The organism is Primorskyibacter sp. S187A (assembly GCF_049800955.1).
GTDB lineage: Bacteria > Pseudomonadota > Alphaproteobacteria > Rhodobacterales > Rhodobacteraceae > JAKVBH01.
In genome coordinates this window covers 1,847,654-1,871,459 of the sequence record NZ_JBNAGA010000001.1, presented here as the reverse complement: position 1 = coordinate 1,871,459, position 23,806 = coordinate 1,847,654, and the positions used below count along the sequence as shown (strand labels likewise).

Annotated in this window: 27 protein-coding genes; 10 read left to right on the top strand and 17 right to left on the bottom strand. The window is 60.2% G+C overall.

The genetic code is table 11. From position 1 onward, the window contains the following. Positions 1-38: 38 nt before the first annotated feature. Both ACP15S_RS09330 and ACP15S_RS09325 read right to left on the bottom strand, forming a co-directional pair. Positions 39-632: a VPLPA-CTERM sorting domain-containing protein gene (locus tag ACP15S_RS09330; protein WP_425039295.1), complete on the bottom strand. Its 594-nt coding sequence runs from the start codon at positions 630-632 to the stop codon at positions 39-41. Positions 633-792: 160 nt separating this feature from the next. Beyond that, a complete protein-coding gene (locus tag ACP15S_RS09325; protein WP_425039294.1) occupies positions 793-1,734 on the bottom strand; it encodes a DMT family transporter in 942 nt (313 codons plus the stop codon). Positions 1,735-1,940: 206 nt separating this feature from the next. Between ACP15S_RS09325 and ACP15S_RS09320 the strand changes: the two genes are divergently transcribed. Next, on the top strand, positions 1,941-2,495 hold the full coding sequence (locus tag ACP15S_RS09320; protein WP_425039293.1) for a hypothetical protein: 555 nt from the start codon (positions 1,941-1,943) through the stop codon (positions 2,493-2,495). Between the two features lie 72 nt (positions 2,496-2,567). On the opposite strand, the gene ilvC is transcribed toward ACP15S_RS09320, so the two are convergent. Then, positions 2,568-3,590 carry a ketol-acid reductoisomerase gene (gene ilvC, locus ACP15S_RS09315; protein WP_425039292.1) on the bottom strand — a complete coding sequence of 341 codons (1,023 nt, stop codon included), beginning with the start codon at positions 3,588-3,590 and terminating at the stop codon, positions 2,568-2,570. 132 nt (positions 3,591-3,722) lie between these two features. On the opposite strand from ilvC, the gene ACP15S_RS09310 reads away from it, so the two are divergent. Both ACP15S_RS09310 and ACP15S_RS09305 read left to right on the top strand, forming a co-directional pair. Further along, entirely contained in the window at positions 3,723-4,178 is a 456-nt protein-coding gene (locus tag ACP15S_RS09310) for an Lrp/AsnC family transcriptional regulator (protein WP_425039291.1), read from the top strand. Further along, a complete protein-coding gene (locus ACP15S_RS09305) occupies positions 4,175-4,630 on the top strand; it encodes an Lrp/AsnC family transcriptional regulator (protein ID WP_425039290.1) in 456 nt (151 codons plus the stop codon). The genes ACP15S_RS09310 and ACP15S_RS09305 overlap by 4 nt, the downstream gene beginning before the upstream one ends. Positions 4,631-4,703: 73 nt before the next feature. Here the strand turns inward: ACP15S_RS09305 and ACP15S_RS09300 are convergent, their stop codons facing one another. After that, positions 4,704-5,513, bottom strand: coding sequence for a PEP-CTERM sorting domain-containing protein (locus ACP15S_RS09300; protein ID WP_425039289.1), 810 nt, complete (start codon positions 5,511-5,513; stop codon positions 4,704-4,706). Between the two features lie 206 nt (positions 5,514-5,719). Here ACP15S_RS09300 and ACP15S_RS09295 point away from each other — a divergent pair, with 206 nt between their 5' ends. Then, positions 5,720-6,853 (top strand): aminotransferase class V-fold PLP-dependent enzyme, encoded by a 1,134-nt coding sequence (locus ACP15S_RS09295; protein ID WP_425039288.1) that lies wholly within the window; start codon positions 5,720-5,722, stop codon positions 6,851-6,853. A gap of 24 nt (positions 6,854-6,877) precedes the next feature. On the opposite strand, the gene ACP15S_RS09290 is transcribed toward ACP15S_RS09295, so the two are convergent. The 3 genes from ACP15S_RS09290 to ACP15S_RS09280 all read right to left on the bottom strand — a co-directional run bounded on the left by ACP15S_RS09290 (position 6,878) and on the right by ACP15S_RS09280 (position 9,124). After that, positions 6,878-8,068, bottom strand: coding sequence for a UbiH/UbiF family hydroxylase (locus ACP15S_RS09290; RefSeq protein WP_425039287.1), 1,191 nt, complete (start codon positions 8,066-8,068; stop codon positions 6,878-6,880). Positions 8,069-8,157: 89 nt separating this feature from the next. Further along, positions 8,158-8,406: a hypothetical protein gene (locus ACP15S_RS09285; RefSeq protein WP_425039286.1), complete on the bottom strand. Its 249-nt coding sequence runs from the start codon at positions 8,404-8,406 to the stop codon at positions 8,158-8,160. A gap of 58 nt (positions 8,407-8,464) precedes the next feature. Continuing rightward, the gene (locus ACP15S_RS09280) at positions 8,465-9,124 is read right to left on the bottom strand and encodes a pyrimidine 5'-nucleotidase (RefSeq protein ID WP_425039285.1); all 660 of its coding nucleotides are present in this window, start codon (positions 9,122-9,124) and stop codon (positions 8,465-8,467) included. Positions 9,125-9,236: 112 nt separating this feature from the next. On the opposite strand from ACP15S_RS09280, the gene ACP15S_RS09275 reads away from it, so the two are divergent. Continuing rightward, positions 9,237-9,923: a GntR family transcriptional regulator gene (locus ACP15S_RS09275; protein ID WP_425039284.1), complete on the top strand. Its 687-nt coding sequence runs from the start codon at positions 9,237-9,239 to the stop codon at positions 9,921-9,923. Between the two features lie 7 nt (positions 9,924-9,930). Here the strand turns inward: ACP15S_RS09275 and ACP15S_RS09270 are convergent, their stop codons facing one another. The 7 genes from ACP15S_RS09270 to ACP15S_RS09240 all read right to left on the bottom strand — a co-directional run bounded on the left by ACP15S_RS09270 (position 9,931) and on the right by ACP15S_RS09240 (position 18,454). Beyond that, positions 9,931-10,872, bottom strand: coding sequence for a quinoprotein relay system zinc metallohydrolase 1 (locus ACP15S_RS09270; protein ID WP_425039283.1), 942 nt, complete (start codon positions 10,870-10,872; stop codon positions 9,931-9,933). Continuing rightward, positions 10,872-11,666, bottom strand: a complete 795-nt coding sequence (locus tag ACP15S_RS09265; protein WP_425039282.1) for a quinoprotein dehydrogenase-associated SoxYZ-like carrier — start codon at positions 11,664-11,666, stop codon at positions 10,872-10,874. The genes ACP15S_RS09270 and ACP15S_RS09265 overlap by 1 nt, the downstream gene beginning before the upstream one ends. 56 nt (positions 11,667-11,722) lie before the next feature. Then, positions 11,723-13,936 carry a PAS-domain containing protein gene (locus ACP15S_RS09260; protein WP_425039281.1) on the bottom strand — a complete coding sequence of 738 codons (2,214 nt, stop codon included), beginning with the start codon at positions 13,934-13,936 and terminating at the stop codon, positions 11,723-11,725. Between the two features lie 9 nt (positions 13,937-13,945). Continuing rightward, complete coding sequence (locus ACP15S_RS09255) at positions 13,946-15,103, bottom strand: FIST N-terminal domain-containing protein (RefSeq protein ID WP_425039280.1); 1,158 nt, start codon at positions 15,101-15,103, stop codon at positions 13,946-13,948. A 58-nt stretch (positions 15,104-15,161) separates the two neighbouring features. Then, complete coding sequence (locus ACP15S_RS09250) at positions 15,162-15,845, bottom strand: response regulator (protein ID WP_425039279.1); 684 nt, start codon at positions 15,843-15,845, stop codon at positions 15,162-15,164. A gap of 159 nt (positions 15,846-16,004) precedes the next feature. Continuing rightward, a complete protein-coding gene (locus tag ACP15S_RS09245) occupies positions 16,005-17,771 on the bottom strand; it encodes a PQQ-dependent methanol/ethanol family dehydrogenase (RefSeq protein ID WP_425039278.1) in 1,767 nt (588 codons plus the stop codon). A gap of 266 nt (positions 17,772-18,037) precedes the next feature. Next, positions 18,038-18,454 carry a c-type cytochrome gene (locus tag ACP15S_RS09240; RefSeq protein ID WP_425039277.1) on the bottom strand — a complete coding sequence of 139 codons (417 nt, stop codon included), beginning with the start codon at positions 18,452-18,454 and terminating at the stop codon, positions 18,038-18,040. A 143-nt stretch (positions 18,455-18,597) separates the two neighbouring features. Here ACP15S_RS09240 and ACP15S_RS09235 point away from each other — a divergent pair, with 143 nt between their 5' ends. From ACP15S_RS09235 to ACP15S_RS09215, 5 genes are read left to right on the top strand one after another with little or no spacing between them, the layout of a single operon-like run. Next, complete coding sequence (locus tag ACP15S_RS09235) at positions 18,598-19,572, top strand: ABC transporter substrate-binding protein (protein ID WP_425039276.1); 975 nt, start codon at positions 18,598-18,600, stop codon at positions 19,570-19,572. Then, on the top strand, positions 19,569-20,198 hold the full coding sequence (locus ACP15S_RS09230) for an ABC transporter ATP-binding protein (RefSeq protein ID WP_425039275.1): 630 nt from the start codon (positions 19,569-19,571) through the stop codon (positions 20,196-20,198). The genes ACP15S_RS09235 and ACP15S_RS09230 overlap by 4 nt, the downstream gene beginning before the upstream one ends. A gap of 57 nt (positions 20,199-20,255) precedes the next feature. Further along, entirely contained in the window at positions 20,256-20,921 is a 666-nt protein-coding gene (gene pgsA, locus ACP15S_RS09225; RefSeq protein WP_425039274.1) for a CDP-diacylglycerol--glycerol-3-phosphate 3-phosphatidyltransferase, read from the top strand. Position 20,922: 1 nt separating this feature from the next. Next, positions 20,923-21,168, top strand: coding sequence for a molybdopterin converting factor subunit 1 (gene moaD, locus ACP15S_RS09220; RefSeq protein ID WP_425039273.1), 246 nt, complete (start codon positions 20,923-20,925; stop codon positions 21,166-21,168). Next, positions 21,169-21,612, top strand: coding sequence for a molybdenum cofactor biosynthesis protein MoaE (locus ACP15S_RS09215; protein WP_425039272.1), 444 nt, complete (start codon positions 21,169-21,171; stop codon positions 21,610-21,612). It abuts the gene before it with no gap. Between the two features lie 143 nt (positions 21,613-21,755). Here ACP15S_RS09215 and ACP15S_RS09210 read toward each other — a convergent pair whose 3' ends face one another. Genes ACP15S_RS09210 through ACP15S_RS09200 form a run of 3 tightly spaced genes read right to left on the bottom strand, consistent with a single transcriptional unit; the run spans position 21,756 to position 23,767 of the window. After that, positions 21,756-22,544: an ABC transporter permease gene (locus ACP15S_RS09210; protein WP_425039271.1), complete on the bottom strand. Its 789-nt coding sequence runs from the start codon at positions 22,542-22,544 to the stop codon at positions 21,756-21,758. 52 nt (positions 22,545-22,596) lie between these two features. Continuing rightward, positions 22,597-23,331 carry an ABC transporter ATP-binding protein gene (locus ACP15S_RS09205; RefSeq protein ID WP_425039270.1) on the bottom strand — a complete coding sequence of 245 codons (735 nt, stop codon included), beginning with the start codon at positions 23,329-23,331 and terminating at the stop codon, positions 22,597-22,599. Next, on the bottom strand, positions 23,312-23,767 hold the full coding sequence (locus ACP15S_RS09200) for a hypothetical protein (RefSeq protein WP_425039269.1): 456 nt from the start codon (positions 23,765-23,767) through the stop codon (positions 23,312-23,314). The genes ACP15S_RS09205 and ACP15S_RS09200 overlap by 20 nt, the downstream gene beginning before the upstream one ends. Between the last annotated feature and the right edge of the window lie 39 nt (positions 23,768-23,806).

The following is a 23,806-nucleotide window of genomic DNA, read 5'->3' as shown; positions in this document are numbered from 1 at the left end:
GAGCGGTTCCTTTGAATTCATGATGTGACGTGAGGCGATCAGGCCGCCTTGCGACGCCACCCTGCGAAGCCAACCATCGCCAATGCACCGCCCAGAAGCGGCAACCCTGCGGGCAGCGGCACGGGGGCCGTGACGGAGATTACAACGTCATCGATGAATGTGCGTGTGCAATCGCCGCCGGGGCAGCCAGTGCGGTTGCCGAAGAAGGAGATCCCGGTCAGCACGGAATTGGCGCGGAGGAGATCCGTGATGTTGAACAGGTTCCACTCATCGCCAGTGGTGCGCACAATGTTCTCGTCGCTCTCCGTGTCATAGAACAGCGTAACGGCGAGGGCATCGCCCAAACCTTGATGCTTGGCAGCAAAGGAGACTTCAGTGATGTCCATCGTGTCGATGCCATCAAAGACTTGAAGGACTTCGATGTTGTTCGTGGCCGTCATGGAGAATTGGCCGCTGTTTGCGCCACCTTCCCGAATGGCCCAGGGGTCGAACTCACCAGTAGCGAATTGCGTGCGATCCAGAACCCAGGGGCCCAGTTCACCGGTTTCAAGGTCACCGTTTACAAGAGCCGCGTGGCTTGTCGTGGCGAGAGCCGACAGTGCAAATGCAGCTGCGATACTGGTCAATTTCATGGTCAATCCTTTTGATTTGCTTGAGCGGGTCTTAGCTCACGAACATTGCCGTCCCAAGCGAATTCTGGCTTTTCCGTGGCAAAGGGGCGATCAGCCGCGCCATTGTTTCACCGAGACAGACAATGCGGGACATCAATTTGAATTGTTCTCGGATTGAGAATTAGTGTCGCGCTGAACGCGTCATCCTCGAAAACAAGCGCTTCAAGGCGCCGTATTGGCTCAAACCGACGCCTGCAAGGATCAAGGTCAGCGCCAAGAGCAGCGACGAGGGCAGGGGTTCGCTCAGGATCAATGCTCCCAGAACGACCGACCAGACCGGCACTTGATAGTTCACAAGGCTCATGAACACCGGGCCGGCGCTTTGAATGACCAGCGTGCGCAGCAGATTGGCTGCGGCTGTTGGGACGAGGCCCAAAAAGGCAAGGATGAGGATCGTGCGCAGATCGGGCAATGGTGGCGGCCCTTCGACGATCCATGCGGTTGGGATGACGACAATCGCACCGATCACCAGCAGTATGGCCGAGACCCCGATCGGATCAATCTCTGGCATGCGCCGCAACGTGACCGATGAGATCGCGTAGCAGGCCGCAGCGCCCAGGCAGGCCAGACGGCCCGGTGTCTCCAGCGCTGCGCCCGTCGCCTCAAAGGCTTGCCCTCCGATCAGGATGACCACGCCCACAAAGCCAATCACGAAGCCCAGAGCGCGCCGCAATGTCATGCGTTCGCCAGGAACGAGGAAATGCGCCAGCGGCAGGACAATCAGGGCAACCGCCGCCATGGACACCCCGGCAAAGCCGGAGGTCACGTATTGTTGCCCCCAGCTGAGCAGCATGAAGGGCACGGCGGAGGACAACAGCCCGACGGTCAGCAGTTGACCCCATGCGGCAGGGCCAACCTCCGGAACGCGCCAGAGCTTTCCCCCCATGACGCGCCAAATCAGGCACATCAGAAGCGCCGCAAACCCAATGCGGGCCGCGGCCAGCCAAAAGGGGGTGATCCCCTCGAGAGCCAGCTCGATGACCAGAAAGGTCCCGCCCCAGGTCAAACCCAAAGCGGCGACCATGAGCCAATCCTTGATCGAGATGTCCGGGCTGTCGCGCATGGCGTCCTGCTCATCAAAATTCGTGCGATATTCAACCTCTCAGGCGAATACCGTCTCTCAACCCGCATGCAAGCCAAATCTCCAGACCTGAGATGATTTCCCCGGCCGCATCAGCTCGTTCAAAGATCGGACAAAGACGCGCCACATTTGCAACGAATTTGTCGCGTCTAACATCTGTTGGGGGCGCATCATTTTTGAAGGTTATCATGAAAACACTTGTTTCCGCCGCCGCGTTGCTGGCTGCTTCTACATATATGGCCGCCGCCGCACCGATCAGTCTGGAGTATTCCGTCACGGATCTCGGCGGAAGCTACCAATACGACTTTACCCTGACCGCCGACAATGCCGATGGCACGCTGGAAGCGGGCTGGGGCTGGGATTGGTTTGTCATTGGCGATGCTACATTCGGTGCTCCGGCGATCTTCCCTGAGGGCAGGTTGTTTTTCACGGATCTGCCGGCCGGTTGGGATGCGACATCTACCAGCGGTGGCAGCAACGGGCCTACGCTCGGGGCGGTTGACGGGAGCGTCGTGGGGGCCGTCTGGACCCCCGAAGAGGGTGATTTCGTGACCTTCAGCGGTGTGTCGAGCGAACTGGTCGCCGAGGGCGATCTCGTCTGGACGTCGCTTGTTCCCCGCGGTGGTGCATCCTCGATCATACGCGAGGTTGCGACGCTTGCGCCTGTGCCACTGCCGGCCAGTGGGTTGCTGTTCATGGCCGCCTTGCCGTTCCTCGCATGGGGGCGCCGCAAGGCCGCTTGAGGCACAACAAAATACAAAAAAAGCGGCACCTGCATCGCAGGTGCCGTTTTCGTTTTCACGTCAGAACCTGTCTTAGTTCTTGGACTTGTCGACCATCTTGCCTTCGGAGATCCAGGGCATCATGCCGCGCAGTTTCTCGCCTGTTTCTTCGATCTGGTGCGCATCGTTGATGCGGCGGGTGCCTTTGAAGAAGGGCTGGCCGACCTGGTTTTCAGACATGAAGTCGCGGACGAACTTGCCGGTCTGGATGTCTGTCAGGATCGCTTTCATGCGGGCCTTTGTCTCGTCGTAGGGCAGGACCCGCGGACCGGAGACATATTCGCCATATTCAGCTGTGTTGGAGATCGAGTAGTTCATGTTGGCGATGCCGCCTTCATAGATCAGATCCACGATCAGCTTCACTTCGTGCAGGCATTCGAAATAGGCCATTTCGGGCGCATAACCCGCCTCGACCAATGTCTCGAAGCCCATGCGGATGAGTTCCACGAGGCCACCACAGAGAACGGCCTGTTCGCCAAAGAGGTCGGTCTCACATTCTTCGCGGAAATTCGTCTCGATGATGCCCGAGCGGCCGCCGCCGATGGCGGAGCAATAGCTGAGGCCAATCTCGAGCGCCTTGCCGGAGGCATCGTTGTGCACGGCCACAAGGCAGGGCACGCCGCCGCCTTTGGTGTATTCGCCGCGCACGGTGTGGCCGGGGCCCTTGGGCGCCATCATGATGACGTCTACGCCTTCTTTGGGCTCGATCAGACCAAAATGGACGTTGAGACCGTGGGCAAAAGCAATCGCCGCACCTTCGCGCAGATTGTCATGGACGTATTTCTTGTATGTTTCCGCCTGAAGTTCATCGGGCATGGTGAACATGATCAGATCGGCCCAGGCTGCGGCTTCCGCGATGCCCATGACCTGGAGGCCTTCGCCTTCGGCTTTCGCCGCGGAGGGCGAGCCTTCGCGCAGGGCCACGACGACATTCTTGGCGCCGGAATCGCGCAGGTTCAGCGCATGGGCATGGCCTTGGGAGCCGTAGCCCAGAATGGCGACTTTCATGTCTTTGATGAGGTTCACATCGCAATCGCGATCGTAATATACGCGCATGGGTTTTTCTCCATTTCAGGGTGTCATTGCGGGCAAAATAGCGATCCCACCCGTATATCCGCATCAAAATCGAGCATCATTTACCAAATTGCGATGGAGTTATGCGCTGGATCGGCTTATATCGCGAAAATCATGTTGAGCGATGCAGACCGACGAATCCTCCGGCAGTTTCAAGCCGAGCCTGATGCGCCGCAATCCGCCCTCGCAGAGCGGGCCAACGTCACGCCTGCAACGCTGGCGCGACGCTTGGCTGCCATGGAGCAAGCTGGCGTCATTGAAGGTGTCGGCGCGCGGATCAATTGGGTTGCGTTGGGATACAGTGTCGAAGTTTCGCTGCGCATCACGCTGGATAAATTCGAGCCTCGTGCCTTCGATGCCTTCCTCGCAGAGGCCAGACGAATTCCGGAGGTCTTGGAGCTGCAAACCTTTGTGGGCTCGGTGGATGCGCGGGTCTCTCTGATTGCGCGGGACTTGGCCCATTATCAAGAGATCTACCGCGCGCGCATTCTGACCTTGCCTCATATCTCTGACATCGAGGCCTTGATGCATGTGGCGCGCATCAAGGATGCGGAGGATTTGCCGCTATGACAGAGGTGGATGCCATCGATCTGGCCTTGCTGCGCGCGATGCAAACGGATGCTTCGCGCTCGGCCGCCTCGCTCGCGCGCGAGACCGGCCTGTCGCAGCCTGCCGTCTGGCGCCGGATCAAGCGCTTGCGGGATGCAGATGTTCTGCGCGGGGCGCAGGTCCGGCTGGATCGGGAGAAACTCGGCTTCGGCGTCACGGTTTTTCTGGGGGTCAAGCTGGCCACAAAAGGCCGCGTGTCTCTGGAGGATTTCGAACGTGCGGTGCGCGCGATCCCGGAGGTGCAAACCGTGGAGCATGTGCTGGGGCTTTATGATTATCGCTTGCGTGTCGTTGCGCGGGATATCTCGGATTTCGAGCGCGTGCTGCGCCGCCGGATCATGACCTTGCCCGGCGCGGGGCAAGTGGAAGCCAATGTGCTGCTGTCAGAAGAGCGTCTGCCGGGGCCTCTTTGACGGCAAGAAACCTCAAAAGACAACGCGCCGCGGCTTTCGCCACAGCGCGCTGATTTGAATTGACCCGTCGGTATCAGGCCGCTGCGCGTTTGCGCCGCAATGCGAGAAGGCCGCCCAAACCGGCGAGCGCCAGGGGCAGGGATGCCGGAAGTGGCACAGGCGAGGGCAGGGTAATGGCTGACCGCAGGGGCTGTTCCGCGCCAAAGAGGTTTGCGGCGAATTGAGCCGTGTTCTCTGAATATCGCTTTTCGCCCCGTGACGGGCCATCGTCCCAGAAGTTGCCATCGGCCAGAGCGACGACTGTGCCCAGCCCGTAGCTCTTCGCGACAATCGCCGCCCCGCCATCGGTTGAGGCGAGAATGTCAAAATCGCCATCAGCAAATGCACCACCACTCAGAGCGCCCAGCTCTGCGCCGGCGGTCACTCCGTCCATCAACGCGTGGGAGGAATTCGAGAAGGTGCCTTCTGAATGCTTGCCCGCGGTCAGTGTCAGGCCGAAAGCGTTCATCCAGGAATTGGCATTGTCGGTAAACTTGGCGTTTTCCCCGCCGATGACGAGCAAGCCGCCTGCGCTCACCCAGCTTTGCAGGGCCAGCAATTCGGCGTCGGTCGAATGGCCATCCGTGCGGGCATCGCTGTCGATGGACCCCGTGTAGAAAGCGTCAACGCCGTCCAGATACTCGGACGTGATCACAGAGGTCGCCTCTGCGATGGTGCTCCCAGAGCCTTCGATTGTGGCGGAGAGACTGTCGTATTTGGCACCCGTCAGGTACCAGTTGCCAACAGTCCGGGAGTCGTCAAACGACCCGATTGTTGCGGCCGCCAATGGCGTGGCCAGCATGGTTGAGGCGGCTAAGGCCACCAGTAGATTTCGCGATGTCATGTAAACCTCGTAACTGATCTCATCGAATCAGCCCCAACCACCGTTAGTGTGCTCACAATTTGCGCCAATTTGCAAGGTTTACAGAGCTTTACGCCGCGTTCTTTAAAGTGAAATGGCTGCGCACGGTATCATGGTATGCAAAAGTAGACTTTGCCTTCCATGGGAGCGTGATTTAATCCCTTTAACAAAGAGGAGTATCCCGGAACATGCCAGCTTTGCTCGATACAGTTGACCCTCAGGGTCTTGAAGAGTTTTCCGTCGTTTTTACCGATCGATCCCTGAACCATATGTCAGCGACCTTTCAGGGCGTAATGAACGATATCTCGTCCATGCTGAAAGAGGTTTATGCCGCTGACGCCGTGGCGATCATTCCCGGCGGCGGGACCTATGGGATGGAGGCCGTGGCGCGTCAGTTTGCGCGGGATGCCGATGTGCTTGTGGTGCGTAACGGGTGGTTCTCCTATCGCTGGAGCCAGATCTTTGAAGCCGGTGGCTTCACGCGCAACACATGGGTCATGAAGGCGCGCCGCATGGATAATGCCTCGCAATCGGCCTTCTTGCCTGCGCCGATTGAGACGGTTGTTGCGCAAATTCGCGAGCAACAGCCCGATATCGTCTTCGCACCGCACGTAGAGACCTCCGCAGGTGTCATCCTGCCTGACAGCTACATCAGTGCATTGGCTGCAGCGGCCCATGAGGTCGGCGCGCTCATGGTTTTGGATTGTATCGCTTCGGGCTGTGCCTGGGTCGACATGAAAGCGACGGGTGTGGACGTGTTGATCTCGGCGCCGCAAAAGGGCTGGTCTGCCTCGCCGTCTGCGGGGCTTGTGATGATGTCGGAGCGCGCCGTCGAACGCTTGGAGCATACGACCTCAGACAGTTTCGCCATCGATCTGAAGAAATGGCACCAGATCATGCAAGCCTATGAGGGCGGCGGTCACGCATACCACGCGACAATGCCAACGGATGCCTTGCGGGCCTTCCGCGATACCATGCTTGAAACACGTGACTACGGTTTTAAGAAGTTGCAGGAAAACCAATGGGATCTGGGGCGTTCTGTACGTACTTTGCTGGCTGAAAAAGGCATCAAGAGCGTTGCCGCAGATGGCTTCGGTGCGCCGGGCGTTGTCGTGAGTTACACCAATGATCCCGAGGTCCAGTCGGGCCGCGCTTTTGCCGCACTTGGCATGCAAATCGCAGCAGGTGTGCCCTTGCAATGTGATGAGCCAGCGGATTTCGCAACCTTCCGCCTGGGCCTTTTCGGCCTCGACAAGCTCTACGATGTGGAAGGCACAGTCGCGCGCTTGAAGCGCGCCATTGACCAGGTCTTCCCGGACTAATGTGGCCTGATGGGCGCGTGCGGTTCAGCCCGCGCCCAAACCCAGTCGCATCAATGCTGTGCGCACCGGTTTGACACCATGCAGCGCCTCGATCCCCTTGGCGCGGGCATCGCGCAAGAGGGCGGCACTTTGTTGTGATGTGCGATTGAGCAAGGTGATCCCGGCAACGCGGGCGCGAATGTCCAGAATGCGCGCGCGGTGATAGGCCTCCAGCATCGCCGCGTCGCCCAATGTCTCCGGGCTCTTCTGGGCCAGTTCCAGCAAGGCAGCCATATCCTTGAGCGACATGTTGAGACCTTGCGCCCCGATGGGCGGCACGACATGGGCGGCTTCGGCAACCAGCGCCAGTCGCTCGCCGTTCAACCGCTCTGCGTGTTGGCTGATGATAGGCCAGAGGGTCTTGCGCGATGCCAGTTTGAGCGGTCCGAGCAGGCCAGTGGAGCGCGCGAGCATCTCCGCTTCAAACTCAGGCTCGCCCATCTCGTAGAGCTCTTGGGCGCGCGGGCCGTCTTCCATCCAGACAATTGCAGAGGAGGGGCGGCCATCGAGGTCTGGCAGGGGCACCAGCGTGAAGGGCCCGCCTGTCCGGTGGATCTCGGTTGAGATATTGCCATGCGGGATCGGGTGCGTGACCGCAAAGGCGAGGGCTTTTTGGCCAAAGCGCGTTGTCTTCACATCAATGCCTGCCGCCTGCCGCAGGGTTGAGTTGCGCCCGTCACAGGCGATCGCCAGTTTGCACCGCGCCACCTTACCGTTCGACAGGCGCACGCGGGCTTCGTTCGTGCGGGTAAAGAGCCCTGTCGCCTTGATTCCGGGCAAGAAAGTAACCTCGGGCATCTCCTCCAGCCGGGCCACTATCTCGCGGCGCAAGAGCCAATTGGGCAGGTTCCATCCAAAGGGCTGATCAGAGATGTCTTCGCTGTCAAACTCACGGCTCACCCGGGCAACGGGCTCTGCACCGCCCGCATCGATGATACGCATGGTCTCCAGCGGCATGGCGTGGGGCGCCAGGCGATCCCAGAGCCCGGCACCTTCCAGAAAGCTGCGCGCAGGCTGTAGAAATGCCGTCGTCCGCAAGTCCGCCCCGTCCGCCTCGCGAGACGTCACCGGCGGCGCCGGATCCACGATCAGCACAGAAAATCCTTGTTGCCCGAAGGCCGCCGCGGCTGTTAGCCCGGCAATGCCGCCTCCGGCGATGATGATATCGTGATCCATAAGACCCTCGCTGCTTCGCCACTTTTATCTAGGCCGCGAGGCGCAGCGCGGCAATGCGGCCATTCACCCGGGCACGCCGCGGTGATGCGCTAACCCCAGGTGATGAGGATGAGCAGCGTGAAAATCACCGGAACCATGGTCACAGCGACAAGTGTCAACGCCACAAGACCCCATGTCATCACCGCGAGGATCCACAGCGTCATGAGTGCGGCGAGCAGATAATAGATATTGTCCGCGGCCCCATGCAGCAAATCGCGCAGGATCCATCCCAGAACCGGGATGGACAGAGCCATGCGCGTCGCTGCGCTGTGCTGGTTGGGGATCTCTTGTACGGCCATCTCACTCTCCATTTTGTGTCGATGGAAAGATAAGTTTGAAATGCAGGAATTCGCTGCGTTAGGCGGTCGCAGGGGCGATGATTGTGCCGAGGAATTGAGACAAATTGCTGGTGTGGTGGTGAATATGCGGTGCGGGCTCTGGTTTTGGTGCCACAAGGATCGTTGCCATGCCCAGATCGTGGGGCACTTTGAGATTGCGCGGATCGTCTTCAAACATGGCGCCGCGCTCTGGCGCGACGCCGTCACGGGCGAACACCGCCTCAAAGGCCGCAGCATCGGGCTTGGGATGAAAGCCTGCATGTTCCACGCCATAGATGGCGTCAAAGAGGTTTGACAGGCCACGTGCGGCCAGCACGTTTTCGGCATAGGGCGCGCTGCCGTTTGTGTAGACGATTTTGCGCCCCGGCAGGGCGGTGATGTGGTGGCGCAATTCCGGGTCCACAGAGAGGACCGAGAAGTCAATCTGGTGCACATCATGCAGGTATTCGTGCGGGTCCACGCCATGCTCGCGCATCAGCCCGGCCAAGGTCGTGCCATGCTCCCGCCAATAGGTCCGGCGCAGGACATCCGCTTCCGCACGTGTGGCGCCTGTGACGCGCATCACCCAATCGGTCATCCTTGGTTCGATCTGATCAAAGAGCCGCGTTGCCGGATCATAGAGCGTGTTGTCCAGATCGAAGACCCATGTGTCTACATGTGAGAAATGCTGTTTTGCCATGTTGCGGGATCTAGCGCGCAGGCGGGCGCACGTCCACAGGTGGTGAGCGGGTCTTGCGTGTGGGCAGGTTTGGTTCCATGCTGCAAAGTGTAAGGAAAAGAGGACACATCGCATGGGCAATGATCGCACAGGCCAGAGTCTGGGCCAGAATCTGGGCCAGAAATCCGGCCAGAAGGACGCGTATTCCATGATCCTCGAGGCGATTGACGTGGGCGTGTTCCGACCCGGTGACCGTTTGGTGGAAAGTGATCTGGCGGACCGCTTCGGCGTGTCTCGAACGCCGATTAGGGAAGCCTTGCAACGCCTTGAAACGCAATCTCTTTTGGCGCGTGACGGCCGATCTCTGATTGTGGCGTCACTGGACCACAATCAGATGGCCGAGCTCTATGTCGTTCGCTCTGAACTGGAGGGCCTGGCGGCGCGTTTGGCGGCCAAACATGCGACAGACGAGGAAGTGCAGGTCTTGCGCGACATGATCGAGGAAGACCGCAAGCTGATGTCAGATCCCAACGCTCTGGCGCGCGCGAACCGTCGGTTTCACCGGCAAATTCATCTCGCCTCACACAACCGCTATCTCGTTCAACAGCTGGATCTCGTCTATCGCTCCATGGCGCTTATGGCGACCACGTCGTTGGCTGCACAGGGGCGCTCCGAGATCGCTCTGAGCGAACATGATGCCATTGTCGATGCGATTGCCGCGCGGGACGAGGATGCCGCCTACGGGGCGCTGAAGGGCCATATTTCCGTGGCGTTCCGTACACGGCTTAAATCCGATGCAGAGGCTGCCGCCGCTGAATAGGCGCCCGTCAGTTGGCGGCAGGCAGGATCGTGCGCTCCAGGTCCGGATAAAGATGGGCCACGGACCGTTCAAACTCCTGCGGCATGGCGCCAAGTGCGGCCCATTGCGCGGGTAAGTCACTCAACATGATCTCGACCATATCCTCGCCGCCGCGCGCGGCTTCGCGTAGCCGTCCATCGAGCCAGCTCAGATAATCAGACGTCTGCTGCAAGGCGCGCTGCCCGCTCTCAAACGGGCCATGACCCGGCAAAACCGCAGCAGGTGCGGCCGCGCTGAGACGTTGCAGGCTCTCTTGCCATTGCGCGAGATCGGCATGGGGCGTTGTCGGTGCGCGGTCCAGAAAGGCGAGGTCGCCCGCAATCAGGATGCCGGTCGTTTGATCGATGAGCGCCAGGTCCCCGTCAGTATGCCCGGCCAGGGGCAGAGCCTGAAACGCGCGCCCGTCTATGACGATCTCTCCCCCCTCGATGACCTCGGAGGGCGGGATGACTTCCGTCCCGCGCATCCAGTCTCCCAGAAGGCGGTACATATTGTCAGAAAACCCGTCACCCTCCGATTGCGCCGCAAGGATCGTCGCGCCGATGGCGCGTTTGGGCACGGAGGCGAAGGCGATATTGCCAAAGAAATGATCGGGATGGTGGTGCGTATTGATCACCACAGATGGCCCCCGAAGATCGATCCGCCGGATCGCATCGCGCAGGGCCTCTCCGTAGCGCAGCGACGGGCCGGTATCGATGACGATCATGCCGGTGTCGCCCTTGAGAAGCGCAATGTTCACAATCGCGCCGCCGTTTTCCATGGAGAAATACTCGCGCGCGCCTTCGATCATCCAGACCCCATCGGCAACCGCGCGCGGCTCGAGCGCATAGCTCATGCGCGCCATGGCAGGCACAGGGAGAGCGGAGGCTGCGGCGAGCAAACCCAGCGTCTTACGTCTTGTCAGGGGCATCAGTTGGTCCAGCCGGTGCTCAAAAGGCCGTCGATTTCATTGCCGTTATTGTCCCGTCCGGTGAGCGCCATGGCGGTTTGCACTTCTTCGGGATCAAAGTAGAGCGTGAAGGCGGGGTCCTCATTCACAGGTTCATGCAATTCGATATGGGCCATCTCTGTCCCATCCTCGGACGTCAGCTTAAGGTCTGTGATGATGAAGACGGGAATATCGCCCGCAAGCCCTGTGTCCATCGGATGGTCCACGACGAAACGCACGCGGCCCGTATCGGTCCAGACGCGGCCGTTGATCTTGCCCATTTCCTCTTCCCAATTGGCGTTGGCATAGGCATGGGCCGGGGCCGTACACCCGCCGCCTGCGGCGTCAATATAGGTCCCTCCGATGTGCCAGGCGCCGTCTTTGGTCTGAACCGAGGCCCGGATCGCTGTGCCCTGATCAATCTTGAAGCGCAGGGCGAGCTTGGCGTCGGCCTCCTTGGGGTAGAAGGTCAGGATATGGGGGATCGGGCCGTAATCTGCGGTGACGACGATTTTCTCCACATTTTCCAGCGCAGTCGCATCCACGAGAAGGGGCACATTCAGGCTGTCCTCGGCGCTGGCTGGCGCCAAGACACGGACCCGGTCATCGAACTGGATCTCGGCGGGATCGCCCAGCAGGTTGACCTGATGGTAATCCCACATGCCGGAATTCAGTGGATCATTCAGCGGGACCTGTGGGTCATCTGCCGCCAGAGCAGGGGCTGCAAACATGCAAGTGGCCAGGACGATTGGCGTGGCAAATGGGGTCCAGCGCATGGGTGTCTCCTCCGTTATTCGGCACACGATAGCATACCCTCGGGGCAAACTCCTAATCACACATTGGTCTCAGAGCGCTCGTCTTGGGTCAAACCGTGCAGGAACGCCGCAAGATCCGCCGGCGCCAGCGGTTTGGGGAAGAGCGGCGCGCCGACTTTGGCGCATTCCGCCTCAAAGGCGGGATCGCGCAGGGCAGAGACAATGCGCGCGGGGATTGGCCCGTAGAGTTTCTTGACGAGATCGTAGAATTCGGTGCCCGACCGGCCTGGCCCCAGTTGCTGGTCGATCAAAAACGCGTCGGGCTTGAGGCCAAGCTCGGCCAATAGTTCGAGACCGGCCTCGGCATTGGGCACATCGATCACATCGGCCCCAAAGCCCTCCAGTGTCATGGCCATGGCGCGGCGCAGCTCGTTGTCGTTCTCCACCACGAAGATCAAACGGTCTGTGCCGGGGCGGCCCATGATGGGCGCGACTTCTTCTGCTGTGCCGCTGTCTTGCGCGCGGGCGGTTGGGACTGTGACGGAAAACGTCGTGCCATGCCCCGGCGTGGAGCGCAGATTGATGCTGTGACCAAGCCCCGCGCAGGCGCGCTCGACGATGGCGAGACCCAGACCCAACCCCTCAGAAGCTGACGCAGGCGCGTCGAGCCTGCGGAATTCCTGAAAAATCTCGGCTTGATGTTCGGGGGCGATGCCGGGGCCGGTGTCCCATACCTCGATGCGCGCATCGCGCCCGACGCGGCGGGCTCCAAGAACTACGCGACCCCGCCGCGTGTAGCGCACAGCGTTGGTTGCGAGGTTCTGGATGATCCGCCGCAGGTAGCTGGGATCCGATTGCACCATGAGCGAGCTATCCACCATCCGGAACTGCAGGCCCTTTTGCTGCGCAAGGGGGCTTAATTCGTCATTGAGCGCCCGGAAGATCTGGGAGAGCGGAAAGGCCCGCTTGTCAAAGACGGCACGGCCGGATTCCAGCCGCGATATGTCCAGAAGTGCGTCGATGATCCCTTCGACCGCACCCAGCGCCGAGAGCGCCTTGCTCAAGGTGTCTTCCTCAAGGCCCGATTTCTGGCCGCCCTGCAACGCCCCGACAAAGAGCTTGGCCGCGGAGAGGGGTTGCAAAAGATCGTGGGAGGCCGCAGCCACAAAGCGGGATTTGGAGGCATTCGCGCGCTCTGCCGAGGCGACCGCGGCTTCAAGTTCTGTGGTGCGTTCGGCGACGCGGGCCTCGAGTTCCTCGTTGAGCGCGCGCAATCTTGCGGCCACAGCCCGTTCTTCGGTTACATCCGTGAAAGAGATCACGAAACCACCATCGGGCAAGGCTTGCGCAAACGCATCCAGCACCAATGTGTTGGGTTGGGTCAGCTCAAACCGAATGGCGCGGCGCTCGCTGGGGCGTGCGGCCCATTCCAGCAAGCCGCGTCGGGTGATCTTGTCTGACAGGATGAAATCGCGGGGCATGTGATCAATGAGTGCCGCAAAGCGTGCGCCCAGAGCAATGCGCGTCACCGGGACCTTCAGCAGCTCGGCCGCGCGCGTGTTCCAGCCAACGAGGCGTTGTTGATCGTCAAAGATGCAGACGCCTTGGGCGAGGTGATCCAGAGTGGCCGCGATCAGGCGCGATTGCTGGTCTTTGAGACGCGCGCGCTCTTCGCGCTCCAGCCGGATGATATCCGTCACATCGGTTTGCAGGACGACTGTGCCGTTATTGGGCGTACGCCGTTCGGAGACTTGCAGCCAACGGTCGCCCTTCAATTGGGTATTGAAGAGGGCATTGCGCCGGGCATGGCGGGACTTGCGCATCGCGGCCCACCCCTCGGGCGTCTCACCGGGGGGCAGCTGCAAGAAGTCCGAGCGTGAGATCAGATCGACATAACCATCAAAGTGCATCCCCGGGATTAGTTTGCCGGAGATATCCTCAAACAATTCGCAAAAGTGCGAATTGCTGAGAACCAGCGTGTCAGAATTGTCAAACAGCGCGAAGCCTTCGGTGATGGTTTCGATGGCGTCGGTCAGGTTGGATTGCGCCGCCTCAACATCCGCATTGGCGCGCTCAAGTGAGACATTGCTTTCATGCAGCAGTTTGAGCGCCTGTTCGAGATCGCGCGTGCGCGTGCGCACCTGATCTTCGAGCAACGCCGCGCGTTCGAACTGGGCATAGGCGATACCCGATTGGTCGGTTTGCTGCTCCACCCGGCGCATGAGCGAGGAGGCAATGGCCTTGAGCTTTTCGTTCTGGCGCTCAAGCGTGTCGTCGGGGTTGATCAGCATGTCTGTCGCTTAGCTATGCTCTGCGGGCGTGGGCTGCGGGGCGTAGAAGGCGACGCCGGTCATCGTGTGATTGACGTGCAATGCGCCATGTTGCTCGCCATAGGTCCCGAAGCCGATGGCTTTGTGCTCGGCCAAAATGGCTGAAACATCGCGCATCTGCTGTTTTTGTCCGGCCTCAAGGCGCCGCAGGATGCAATCGCAGGACAGGACAGCTTCTGGCGCCTGTTGAACGGCCAGCTGGCTGAGCTCCCGGTCCAGATGGCTGGCCATGTCCTCGCTTTCCGCAAGCGTCAGGACCATGCCTTCGTCGATGGCAGAGAAAAAGATCAGTGATCCGTCTTCACTGACCTGCTGAATGGCGCGCACGTGATGCCGGCCGCCCAGTTGCACGACGACGGGATGCGCCGCAAAGGTGAATTGATCGAGTTCACCGGGCGCTTTGCCCACAAGGCGGGCATATTCGGCCGCCGCCGGTTCGGCATTGATCTGACGCACGATCCTGTGGGCCGGATCAGCATCAGTCACGACCATCTTGGTGCCCGTGGGGTGCAGATGGTTGAGCGAAAAAACCTCCACCGGGCCACGCGACGCCACCAGCGAGACAACGGCTGCACTGTCCATGATCTGGCCATCCAGGGAGATGCGCGTCTGTTTGAACCGGATACCGTCGCCCGAGGAGCCACCAAACAGAGGCATGCCGCCCAGACCAGAGGCCAGAACGGCCGTCAGCACGTCTTCGCGTTGAGACAGGCCATCCACAAGAAGGAAGGCAAATGGATGCGGAAAATCCCGCGCGGTCTCGGTCAGAGCAATGCGGGCAGTGATCAGGCGATCGGTCTCGGCCTGACGGTTGAAGCGGGTCAGATCGTCAATTGCATAGGCAGAGACGCGGAAGTTGGTCTGGGGCAGGGCGAGGGCCACGATCTGATCGTCTTCATAGCCTGCTTCGCCAATCTCGCCTGCGGTGGTACAGGCCACGACATGTTTGGCCGTCAGCCGGGCGTGGGCTTCCGCGGCCAGAGCATCGAAATCCGCACGCGCCGAGATAAACAGCCACACGATTTCGAACGGTCCCTCTCCCAGAGACGCGGCGATAGAACCTATGGGGTTGGAATGTTCAATCCAAACCTGTGCGCGGCGCACCAGCGGATCTGTTTCTCCTCCCAACCCGGATGTAAACTTGCCTTGTGTGTTCAAGGTCTCTTCCCGTGGCTATGGGAGTACCTTAGCCATGATCATCCAGTTCTGGCAATACAGCTGCGAAACTTGCTTCCTGCGCCACCAGAACCGCTTGTGTCCGTGATTGCACACCCAATTTGCGCATGATCGCTGTGACATGCGCCTTGACGGTGGTCTCGGCAATGGAGAGATCAAAGGCGATCTGCTTGTTGAGCTTGCCCTCGCAGATCAGTTGCAGAATGCGCCCCTGCTGATTGGTCAGCGACGCGAGGCGCTTGGGCGCAGAGAGCGCTGCGGTATCATCGGCGGGGGCCACGTAATCATCGGGCGTGTAGGTGCCGCCCTGTGCGATGGTGTTCAGCGCAGTCTCGAAGACCGGCCGTTGCGAATGCTTGGGCACAAAGCCGCGCGCGCCTGCGCGCAGGGCCTGCGCGATCATCCGGTCATCGGCCATGGAGGACACGACGACAACAGGTGTCTGACCGACCGCCTGACTCATGCGCATCAGACCATCCAACCCATTTACATCCGGCAAGTTGAGATCAAGCAACACGATTTCCGGCGCGAACTTCGCAGCCACGATCCCCAGCGCATCATCGAGCGAGGCCGCCGTCTGCACATCGATCACGGGGCAGACAGAGCGCATCGTCAGCGCCAGCGCATCGCAGAAAAGCGGGTGATCATCGACGATGAGAGCGCGGGTTGGGCAAATGGTAGGATCGAGAGACATGACGCAAACCTGAAAAGCTGTAGGGGCAGTGTAAGAGCCCATCGCGGGCTTGGCACCCGTCCAAAGGTCGCATGTCACAAGATGGGGCAGTCGCCAAGAAAAACGCGCCACGGAAGCTCCGCAGCGCGCCTTTGGTTCACGTCTTGACGACGGGTTTGGTTAGCGGGACGCCAATTCCTTGGGAAGTTTGAACGTCCAGAGCAGACCACCCTGGTTGAGGTAGTTGACCTTCTTGGCCACTTCACCACCCCAAAGCGGCACCGCGCCACCCCAGCCGGAGATCACGGAGACATATTGCTCGCCGTTCTGCTCCCATGTGATGGGCTGGCCCACAATGCCGGACCCGGTCTGGAAGGACCACAGCTCTTCGCCGGTTTCATCGTCAAAGGCGATGAAGCGGCCTTCGGGTGTGCCTGTGAAGACAAGGCCGCCCGCAGTGGTCATCACGCCGCCCCACAAGGGTGCTTCGTTCTTGAATTCCCACTTGAGCTCACCGGTATCGGGGTCAATCGCCTTGAGCGATCCGATATGGTCTTCGTAGTTGGGCTTGATCGTAAAGCCGGAGCCGAGATAGGCCGCACCTTTCTTGTAGGTGATGGGCTCGTTCCAGATATCCATGCCCCACTCGTTGGACGGCACATAGAAATTGCCGGTGCGCTGGCTGAACGCCATGGGCATCCAGTTTTTGCCTCCGAGGAAGCCCGGGGACGAGAAGACAACCTCGCCCTTCTTGCCATCGGCAGACGCTGCAGGATCGCCGGGGCGATTCTCTTCAATGAAGATCGGACGGCCGTTCTCATCGAGGCCAGAGGCCCAGGTGATGTCTTTCACGAAGGGCACGCCGCGGACGAAATCACCTGCGGCGGCGTCGAGCACGTAGAAGAAGCCATTGCGGTCCGCCGTTGCGAGGCGCTGTTCGCCTGCACGGTTTTCATAGGCCACAACTTCGTTCACACCGTCATAATCCCAGCCTTCGCGGGGCGTGGTCTGGAAGTGCCACTTGATCTCGCCGGTGGCGGGGTCGATGCCCAGCCGCGAGGCGGCATAGAGGTTGTCGCCCGCGTTGCCTTCGGTGGGCTTGCCTGCATTGCGCAGGTGGCTGTTCCACGGCGCCGGGTTGCCTGTGCCGAAGATCAGCGTGTCAGTGCGCGCGTCATAGGAGCCGCCAAGCCAGGTGGCGCCGCCGCCTGTCTTCCACATATCGCCCGGCCATGTGGCGTTCAGCGTGCCGGTCATTGTGGAGGGCTCACCGTTGAGCTCACCCATGTGGCCCTCGATCACGGGGCGCTTCCAGACGAGCTCGCCCGTTTCGGCATCCCGCGCCTCAACCGCGCCCACAATGCCAAACTCACCGCCGGAATTGCCGGTAATGACAAGGCCGTTCACGATCAGGGGCGCTGCCGTGTAGGAGTAGCCTTCTTTATAGTTGGCGATCTTCTTGTTCCAGACGACGTCACCGGTCTTGGCGTTGAGCGCCACGATGCGGGCATCAAGTGTGCCGAAGTAGATGTTGTCGCCGTAAAGCGCGCCGCCGCGATTGATCACGTCACAGCAGGGCAGGATACCTTCGGGCAGACGGGCATCATATTGCCAGATCTCTTTGCCCGTCTCGATATCAATTGCGTACATCCGGCTGTAGGAGCCGGTGATATACATCACACCGTCATGCACGAGAGGCTGGGTCTCCTGACCGCGCTGCTTCTCGCCGCCGAGGCTGAAGGCCCAGGCCGGCACGAGGTTCTTCACATTGTCCTTGTTGAGCATGTCCAGCGGCGAATAGCGCTGAAGATCCCGGCCCATGCCATTGGTCAGCACGTCGCCCGCGCTGTCGCGGTCATTGGCCAGCATGTCTTCCGTGACACCAGCATATGACATGCCTGTGGTGGCAATAACCCCTGCGACAGCTGCCGCGATAAACCTGTTCATGGATGTCCCTCCCATTTGTATGTGCACATACGCCCGGCGTCTCCGGACGCACGTACGGACAGATGCGAGTACACTAGAGACGGGGAGGCCGTGCAGGGTAGTGGCCAATGGTCGTAAGACCATAACAGGCTTGACACGCCTCATTCCAAAGAATCATGCGCTGGGCACAGTAATGCAAAAGCCCCGGCCGCCCTGAGGCAGCCGAGAGCACAGATCAGACGCGTCGCGCCAACGTCTGACCCGAAAAGCGCGCGCGCAGGCGCGGCTTAGTCGATGGATTTGTTGCGCTCTGCGTCCGAGATGCTTTCGAGATATGCGAGGATGAAATCCTGGACTGTGCGGTCTTCAATACCCACATGGCGCATCTTCGTGCCGGGCATGAAGCCTTTGTTGTCTTCCATCCAGGCGCGCAGGGCTGCCGGGGTCCAAACGATGCCCGATGCTTCCAGCGCAATCGAGTAGTCGTAATCCTCGACCGATCCCGCAGCGCGGTAGAGGATATTCGTCAGGGGCGGCCCGTAGGAAGCATCGCTTGCATTGTCGGAGTGACACCGGTGGCAGGACTGATCGTACAGCGCCTGACCCGCAGAGATTTTGATTTTGTCAAACGCTTCAGACGCGATGGCCGGCGTGCACAGCATCATAGGCAGGGCAAGTGTTGCAGCACATGTTGCAAGTTTCATGGACGGGACTCCTTCATGTTGCGCGCATCCTTAGGCGACGACGATGGCCCTTCCTTGATGCAAATCAAAACCGCGCCTTTGGTCGTAGTGGCGCGATGCGCGGCTTTTGCTAGGCTTGGGGAAACTCTGGGAGGAGAGTGCTCATGTCGATTGTTCATCGCGGCCTGATGGCTGCAGCCGCGCTGGCGTTCACAGCGACAACCGCGCTGGCCGAAGCGCCCGTCCTGCGTGCCGCCGTATTGAAATACGGCACGGTCAACTGGGAGCTCGATGTCATCCGCCACAACGGCATGGACCGTGACGCAGGCTTCGAGCTGCAAGTGCAGGGCATGGCGGGCGGGCCTGCGGCAAAGGTGGCGTTTCAGGGCGGAGAGGCCGATGTGATCGTCTCCGATTGGCTTTGGGTCGCGCGTCAACGCGCGGCGGGCAAGGATTATGTCTTTATTCCTTATTCCAAAGCGGTCGGTGGCCTGCTTGTGGGCAAAGACAGCGACGCCGGTGCGCTAAGTGACCTCGCAGGCAAAAAAGTCGCTATCGCGGGGGGACCGCTGGATAAATCCTGGCTCATCTTGCAGGCTTATGCCGAAGAGAAGCTTGGCATGGACCTTGGGGCCCAGACCGAACAGGTCTTTGGCGCGCCGCCGCTGGTGTTCAAGCTTGGGCTGTCGGGCGAGGCGGATGCCGTGATCAATTTCTGGCATTTTACCGCCAAAATGGAAGCCTCGGGCATGCGCAAGCTTGTGGATGTGAGTGTTGCGGCCGAAGCGCTGGGCCTTGATCCCGAAACGCCGCTTCTGGGCTATGTGGTCAAAGGCGAGCTGCTCAAGAGCAATCCCGAGCTGGTCTACGGTCTGGCCGCTGCCAGCCGCGCCGCCAAGGACAAGCTGGCCACGGATGACGCGGAATGGGCGCGCCTGCGTCCGAAAATGAAAGCCAAGACAGACGCACAATTCGATTTCCTCGTGGCGGGCTTCCGCGCTGGTATTCCGGCCGCCGGTCCCGTGGACGAGGCGGCAGCGGACAAGATGCTGCAACTCATGGCCGCGCGGGGCGGTGGTGATCTGGTGGGCGAAGCCACAACTTTGCCCGAAGGGGTTTTCCTGTCCCCGGGATCATGATGCGAGACACGGCTCCCGCGTTGGCGCAAGACCCGGTGGTTTCCGTTGAAATCACCGGGCTTTTTCGTGGCGACACGCAGATATTGGAGGACGTCCGCTTCACGCTGAACCGGGGCGATACGCTGGCCATTACCGGCCCCTCCGGCGTGGGGAAAACGACCCTGTTGCGCGCTGTTGCGGGGCTCGAAAAAAAGGTGCAGGGGCGTATCTCTGCGGCGTGTTGCGCGATGGTCTTTCAGGAGCCCACGCTCTTGCCCTGGCGCCGGGCGCTCGACAACGTGACCCTGATTGCCGGGATCTCGAAAAGTGAGGCGCGGGAGGCTTTGGGGGAAGTGGGCCTTGCCGACAAATCGGACCTCTTTCCGGGCCAGCTTTCGCTCGGCCAGCAAAGGCGGCTGGCCTTCGCGCGCGCGTTGGCGTCCAAGCCCGACGTCATCTTGCTTGATGAACCTTTCGTCTCGCTGGATGCGGATCTTGTGGAGGAGATGATGGCGCTCTTTGAGGCGCTGCGTGCACGCCATGGCTTCGCCAGCCTCTTTGTCACCCATGCTGAGGCCGAGGCCGCGCGATTGGCGGACAGGCGAGCCGAGCTTTCAGGGCGCCCCGCGACATTGCGCCTGCTTTGAGCGCGCGTCCGAGCGATCCCTCTTTCACCCCTTGAGAAAGCACGTTACCACTTCGTCATGCGCTGGACCGTACCCAATATCCTGACGACATTGCGCCTGCTCGCCGCGCCCGGCGTGGCGGTCATGTTTTTGTATTTCGAGCGGCCTTATGCGGATTGGTGTGCCTTGATCCTGTTTCTGGGCGCGGCCATCACCGATTGGTTTGACGGCTATCTCGCCCGGGCCTGGCGACAGGAAACCAAGATCGGCACGATGCTCGATCCCATCGCGGACAAGGCAATGGTCGTGATCGCCCTGATGGTGATCGTGGGCTATTCCTCGATGTCGCCCTGGCTTGTCCTGCCTGCGACCTTCATCCTGTTCCGTGAGGTTTTCGTCTCTGGGTTGCGGGAATTTCTGGGCGATACCGCCGGTACGCTGAAGGTCACGAAACTGGCCAAGTGGAAGACGACGGCGCAGATGGTCGCTATTGCGGTGCTCTTTGCCCAAGGTATCTTCGAGCATTACCTCGGCATGGCCGTTTGGGGCATGGATCAGGCCATGTTCGAAGCGGTTCTGGCGGGTGAGGTCGAGGATCTGGGTCACATCCGCTTTCATATGGCGGGTATGAACTGGTCTGGTAATCTGGGCCTCGCGCTGCTCTGGGTTGCGGCGGCCCTGACGCTGGTTACAGGCTGGGACTATTTCCGCAAGGCCTTGCCACATCTGAAAGAGGAGATCTGACATGGATGTACTCTATTTCGCCTGGGTGCGTGAACGTATTGGAATCCCGAAAGAAAAAGTCGAGACGCAGGCGGAGACAGTTGCGGATCTCGTGGCCGAGTTGTCCGCGCGCGAAGAGCGTTATGCGCTGGCGTTTTCTGATCTGGCCTCACTCAGATGCGCGGTCGATCAGGAACTCGTGCCTTTTGATGCGCCATTGGGCAACGCCCGCGAGGTTGCGTTCTTTCCGCCCATGACGGGGGGCTGAATGAAGGTTCTCGTTCAGCAAGCTCCATTTGATTTTGGCGCAGAGGCGGAAGCCTTCGCCCGCGCACAACACAATATGGGCGCCGTGGTCACGTTTACCGGGATCGTGCGCGATTCCGTGGAGGGGGGGATGGCCGAAATGCAGATCGAGCATTACCCCGGCATGACCGAAAAAGCGCTGACGCAATTTGCGCAGGACGCGATGGATCGCTTCGATCTGGGCGATGCGTTGGTCATCCATCGTTACGGACATCTGGGCCGCGACGAGATGATCATGATGGTGGCCACGGCCGCACGACACCGCAAGGATGCGTTTGCGGCGGCGGAATACATGATGGATTGGCTGAAGTCCCGCGCGCCTTTTTGGAAAAAGGAAGTGGGTGATACAGGCGCCCAATGGGTCGATGCCCGGGACGAGGATGAGGACGCGCTGAGCCGTTGGTGAGACGATACGTCTAAGCAGCCGAATCCAATTTACGTGAAACCCAACCACTGATCCGGCACCGCCGGACTGCCCCCGATCCTCCCCACAGGACGGGGCTTGTCGCCCCCGCCCAGGCTTCGGGGGGGCTGTCCGGGGATCAATGTTCAAGCGCGTTTCTTGATCATGCCGCGCGCGGGATCATAACCCCAGAGCGCAGCCCCCATGAACACAAGCGCGGCCAGACAGGTCCATCCAAAAGCGGAAGCATTGAATTGGCCGTAAAGCGCAAAGCGTATCAATTCGACCGCATGGGTGAACGGGTTGAACGCGCAAATGTCATGCAACAATTCCGAGCTCTCCGCCATTTTCCACAAGGGGTAGAGCGCGGAGGAGAGGAAAAACATCGGGAAGATGACAAAGTTCATCACACCGGCGAAATTTTCCAATTGTTTGATAAAGCTCGACAACATCAACCCCAACGCCCCCAGCATGAGGCCTGCCAGAACCAGCGCAGGGAAGGCCGCGACATAGCCCAACGGATCAAAGTCGATCCCGAAGAGCGCGGCGATCAGCAGAAACGTGTAGACCTGCGCCAGCGAGATCAGCGTTGCGCCGAGGAGTTTTGACAAAAGCAGCCACCAGCGTGGTTGCGGCGCGGTCAGAAGCAGGCGCATGGAGCCCATTTCACGATCATAAACAAGACTAAGAGAGCTCTGCATCCCATTGAAAAGCAATATCATTCCGCAAAGGCCCGGAACGATATAGGTCTCGTATGTGATGTAGGTCTGGTAAGGCGGCGTGATGGAAAGACCAAGGGCTGCGCGGAAGCCTGCGGCGAAGACGAGAAGCCAGACGAGGGGCCGCACAAGGGCAGCGACAAACCGTTCGCGTTGGTGCACGAAGCGGAGCGCTTCGCGCAGAACAATGGCTTGCGTGGCGCGAAACGAGATCATTGTGGCGCCTCTGTCTTGCGGTCAAACATGCGTATTTTTCGCCAGAAGAAGATCATGCGTCTTGTCGGGTCATATCGAGGAACCAGTCTTTAAGAGGTTGTCCTGCGCGCAATTCATGCGCTGTGCCTTTCCGCAGGATTTTGCCCTGGTGCAGCAGGATGACTTGATCCGTGGGAGCGACCTCGTCGGTCAGATGCGTGGCCCAGAGCACGGTCAGGCCCGTCTCTGCGCATAGGCGATGCACATGCTGGGTCAGGGCGCTGCGTGTGGCGGCGTCGAGTCCGACGGTGGGCTCATCAAGGAGCAAAAAGTCGGGCTGGTGCAAAAGCGCACGTGCGATCTCTGTGCGCCTGCGGTGACCGCCGTTGAGCGTACGGCACTTCTCCTGCGCGCGCTGGGTCAAATCCATTCGGGCGAGGGCGGCCTCGATACGCGGGGCGGCATCGCGGCGGGACAGGCCGTGTAACGCACTGAAATACTGCAGGTTCTGCAGGATTGTGAGATCAAGATCGAGGGTCGTCTGCTGGAAGACGACGCCCATGCGCCCCAACGCAAGCAGGGGTGTTTTCTGCAAGTCGTGACCGCCAATTTCAATCCGGCCCTGTGGCGCAGTGAAAAGGCGTGTGAGCAGGCCAAAGAGCGTTGATTTGCCAGCGCCGTTGGGCCCGAGCAGGGCGCAAAACTGCCCGGGCGCAATCGTGAAGGAGACATCATCGAGGGCTTGCTTCGCCCCGTAGGAAAAGCTCAGCCCATCGACTGTCAGGCCTTTATTTGATCGTGATTTCAACCCGCTGTGTCTCCCCGGTGCTCCCTGGGATTTTAAGGTAATAGGAGCCGGGCTTGATGGCAACGAAGCCGATCTCCATCTCGCCTGCTTCGTCGAATTCGATCGAATCGACACCCAGCGGGCGGATTTCCAGACCTTCGACCACGATCTCGTCGATCCAGATCGCGCGGAAGAATTCCGGGCCGACCAAGGCAAGTTCCTGGCTGCCGTCGCCCTGAATTTCAAACTCGTAATACATGCCGGATTTCAGCTCCCACGGGGCAGAGGTCAGCGGCATGCCTGCGCTCAGTTGGATGGGCTCGAGATCGGCCTTGTTGGACGATGACAGGATGCCAGCCAGGCCGAAGCCATCGTCATCATCATCGTCGTCATCCGCGAAGGCTGCGCCGAAGGGCAGGGCCACGGCGAGAAGGGCCGTCAGAAAAATCTTGTGCATGTAGTATCTCCCAGTCTGTTTTACGAGTTGTACCAGAAC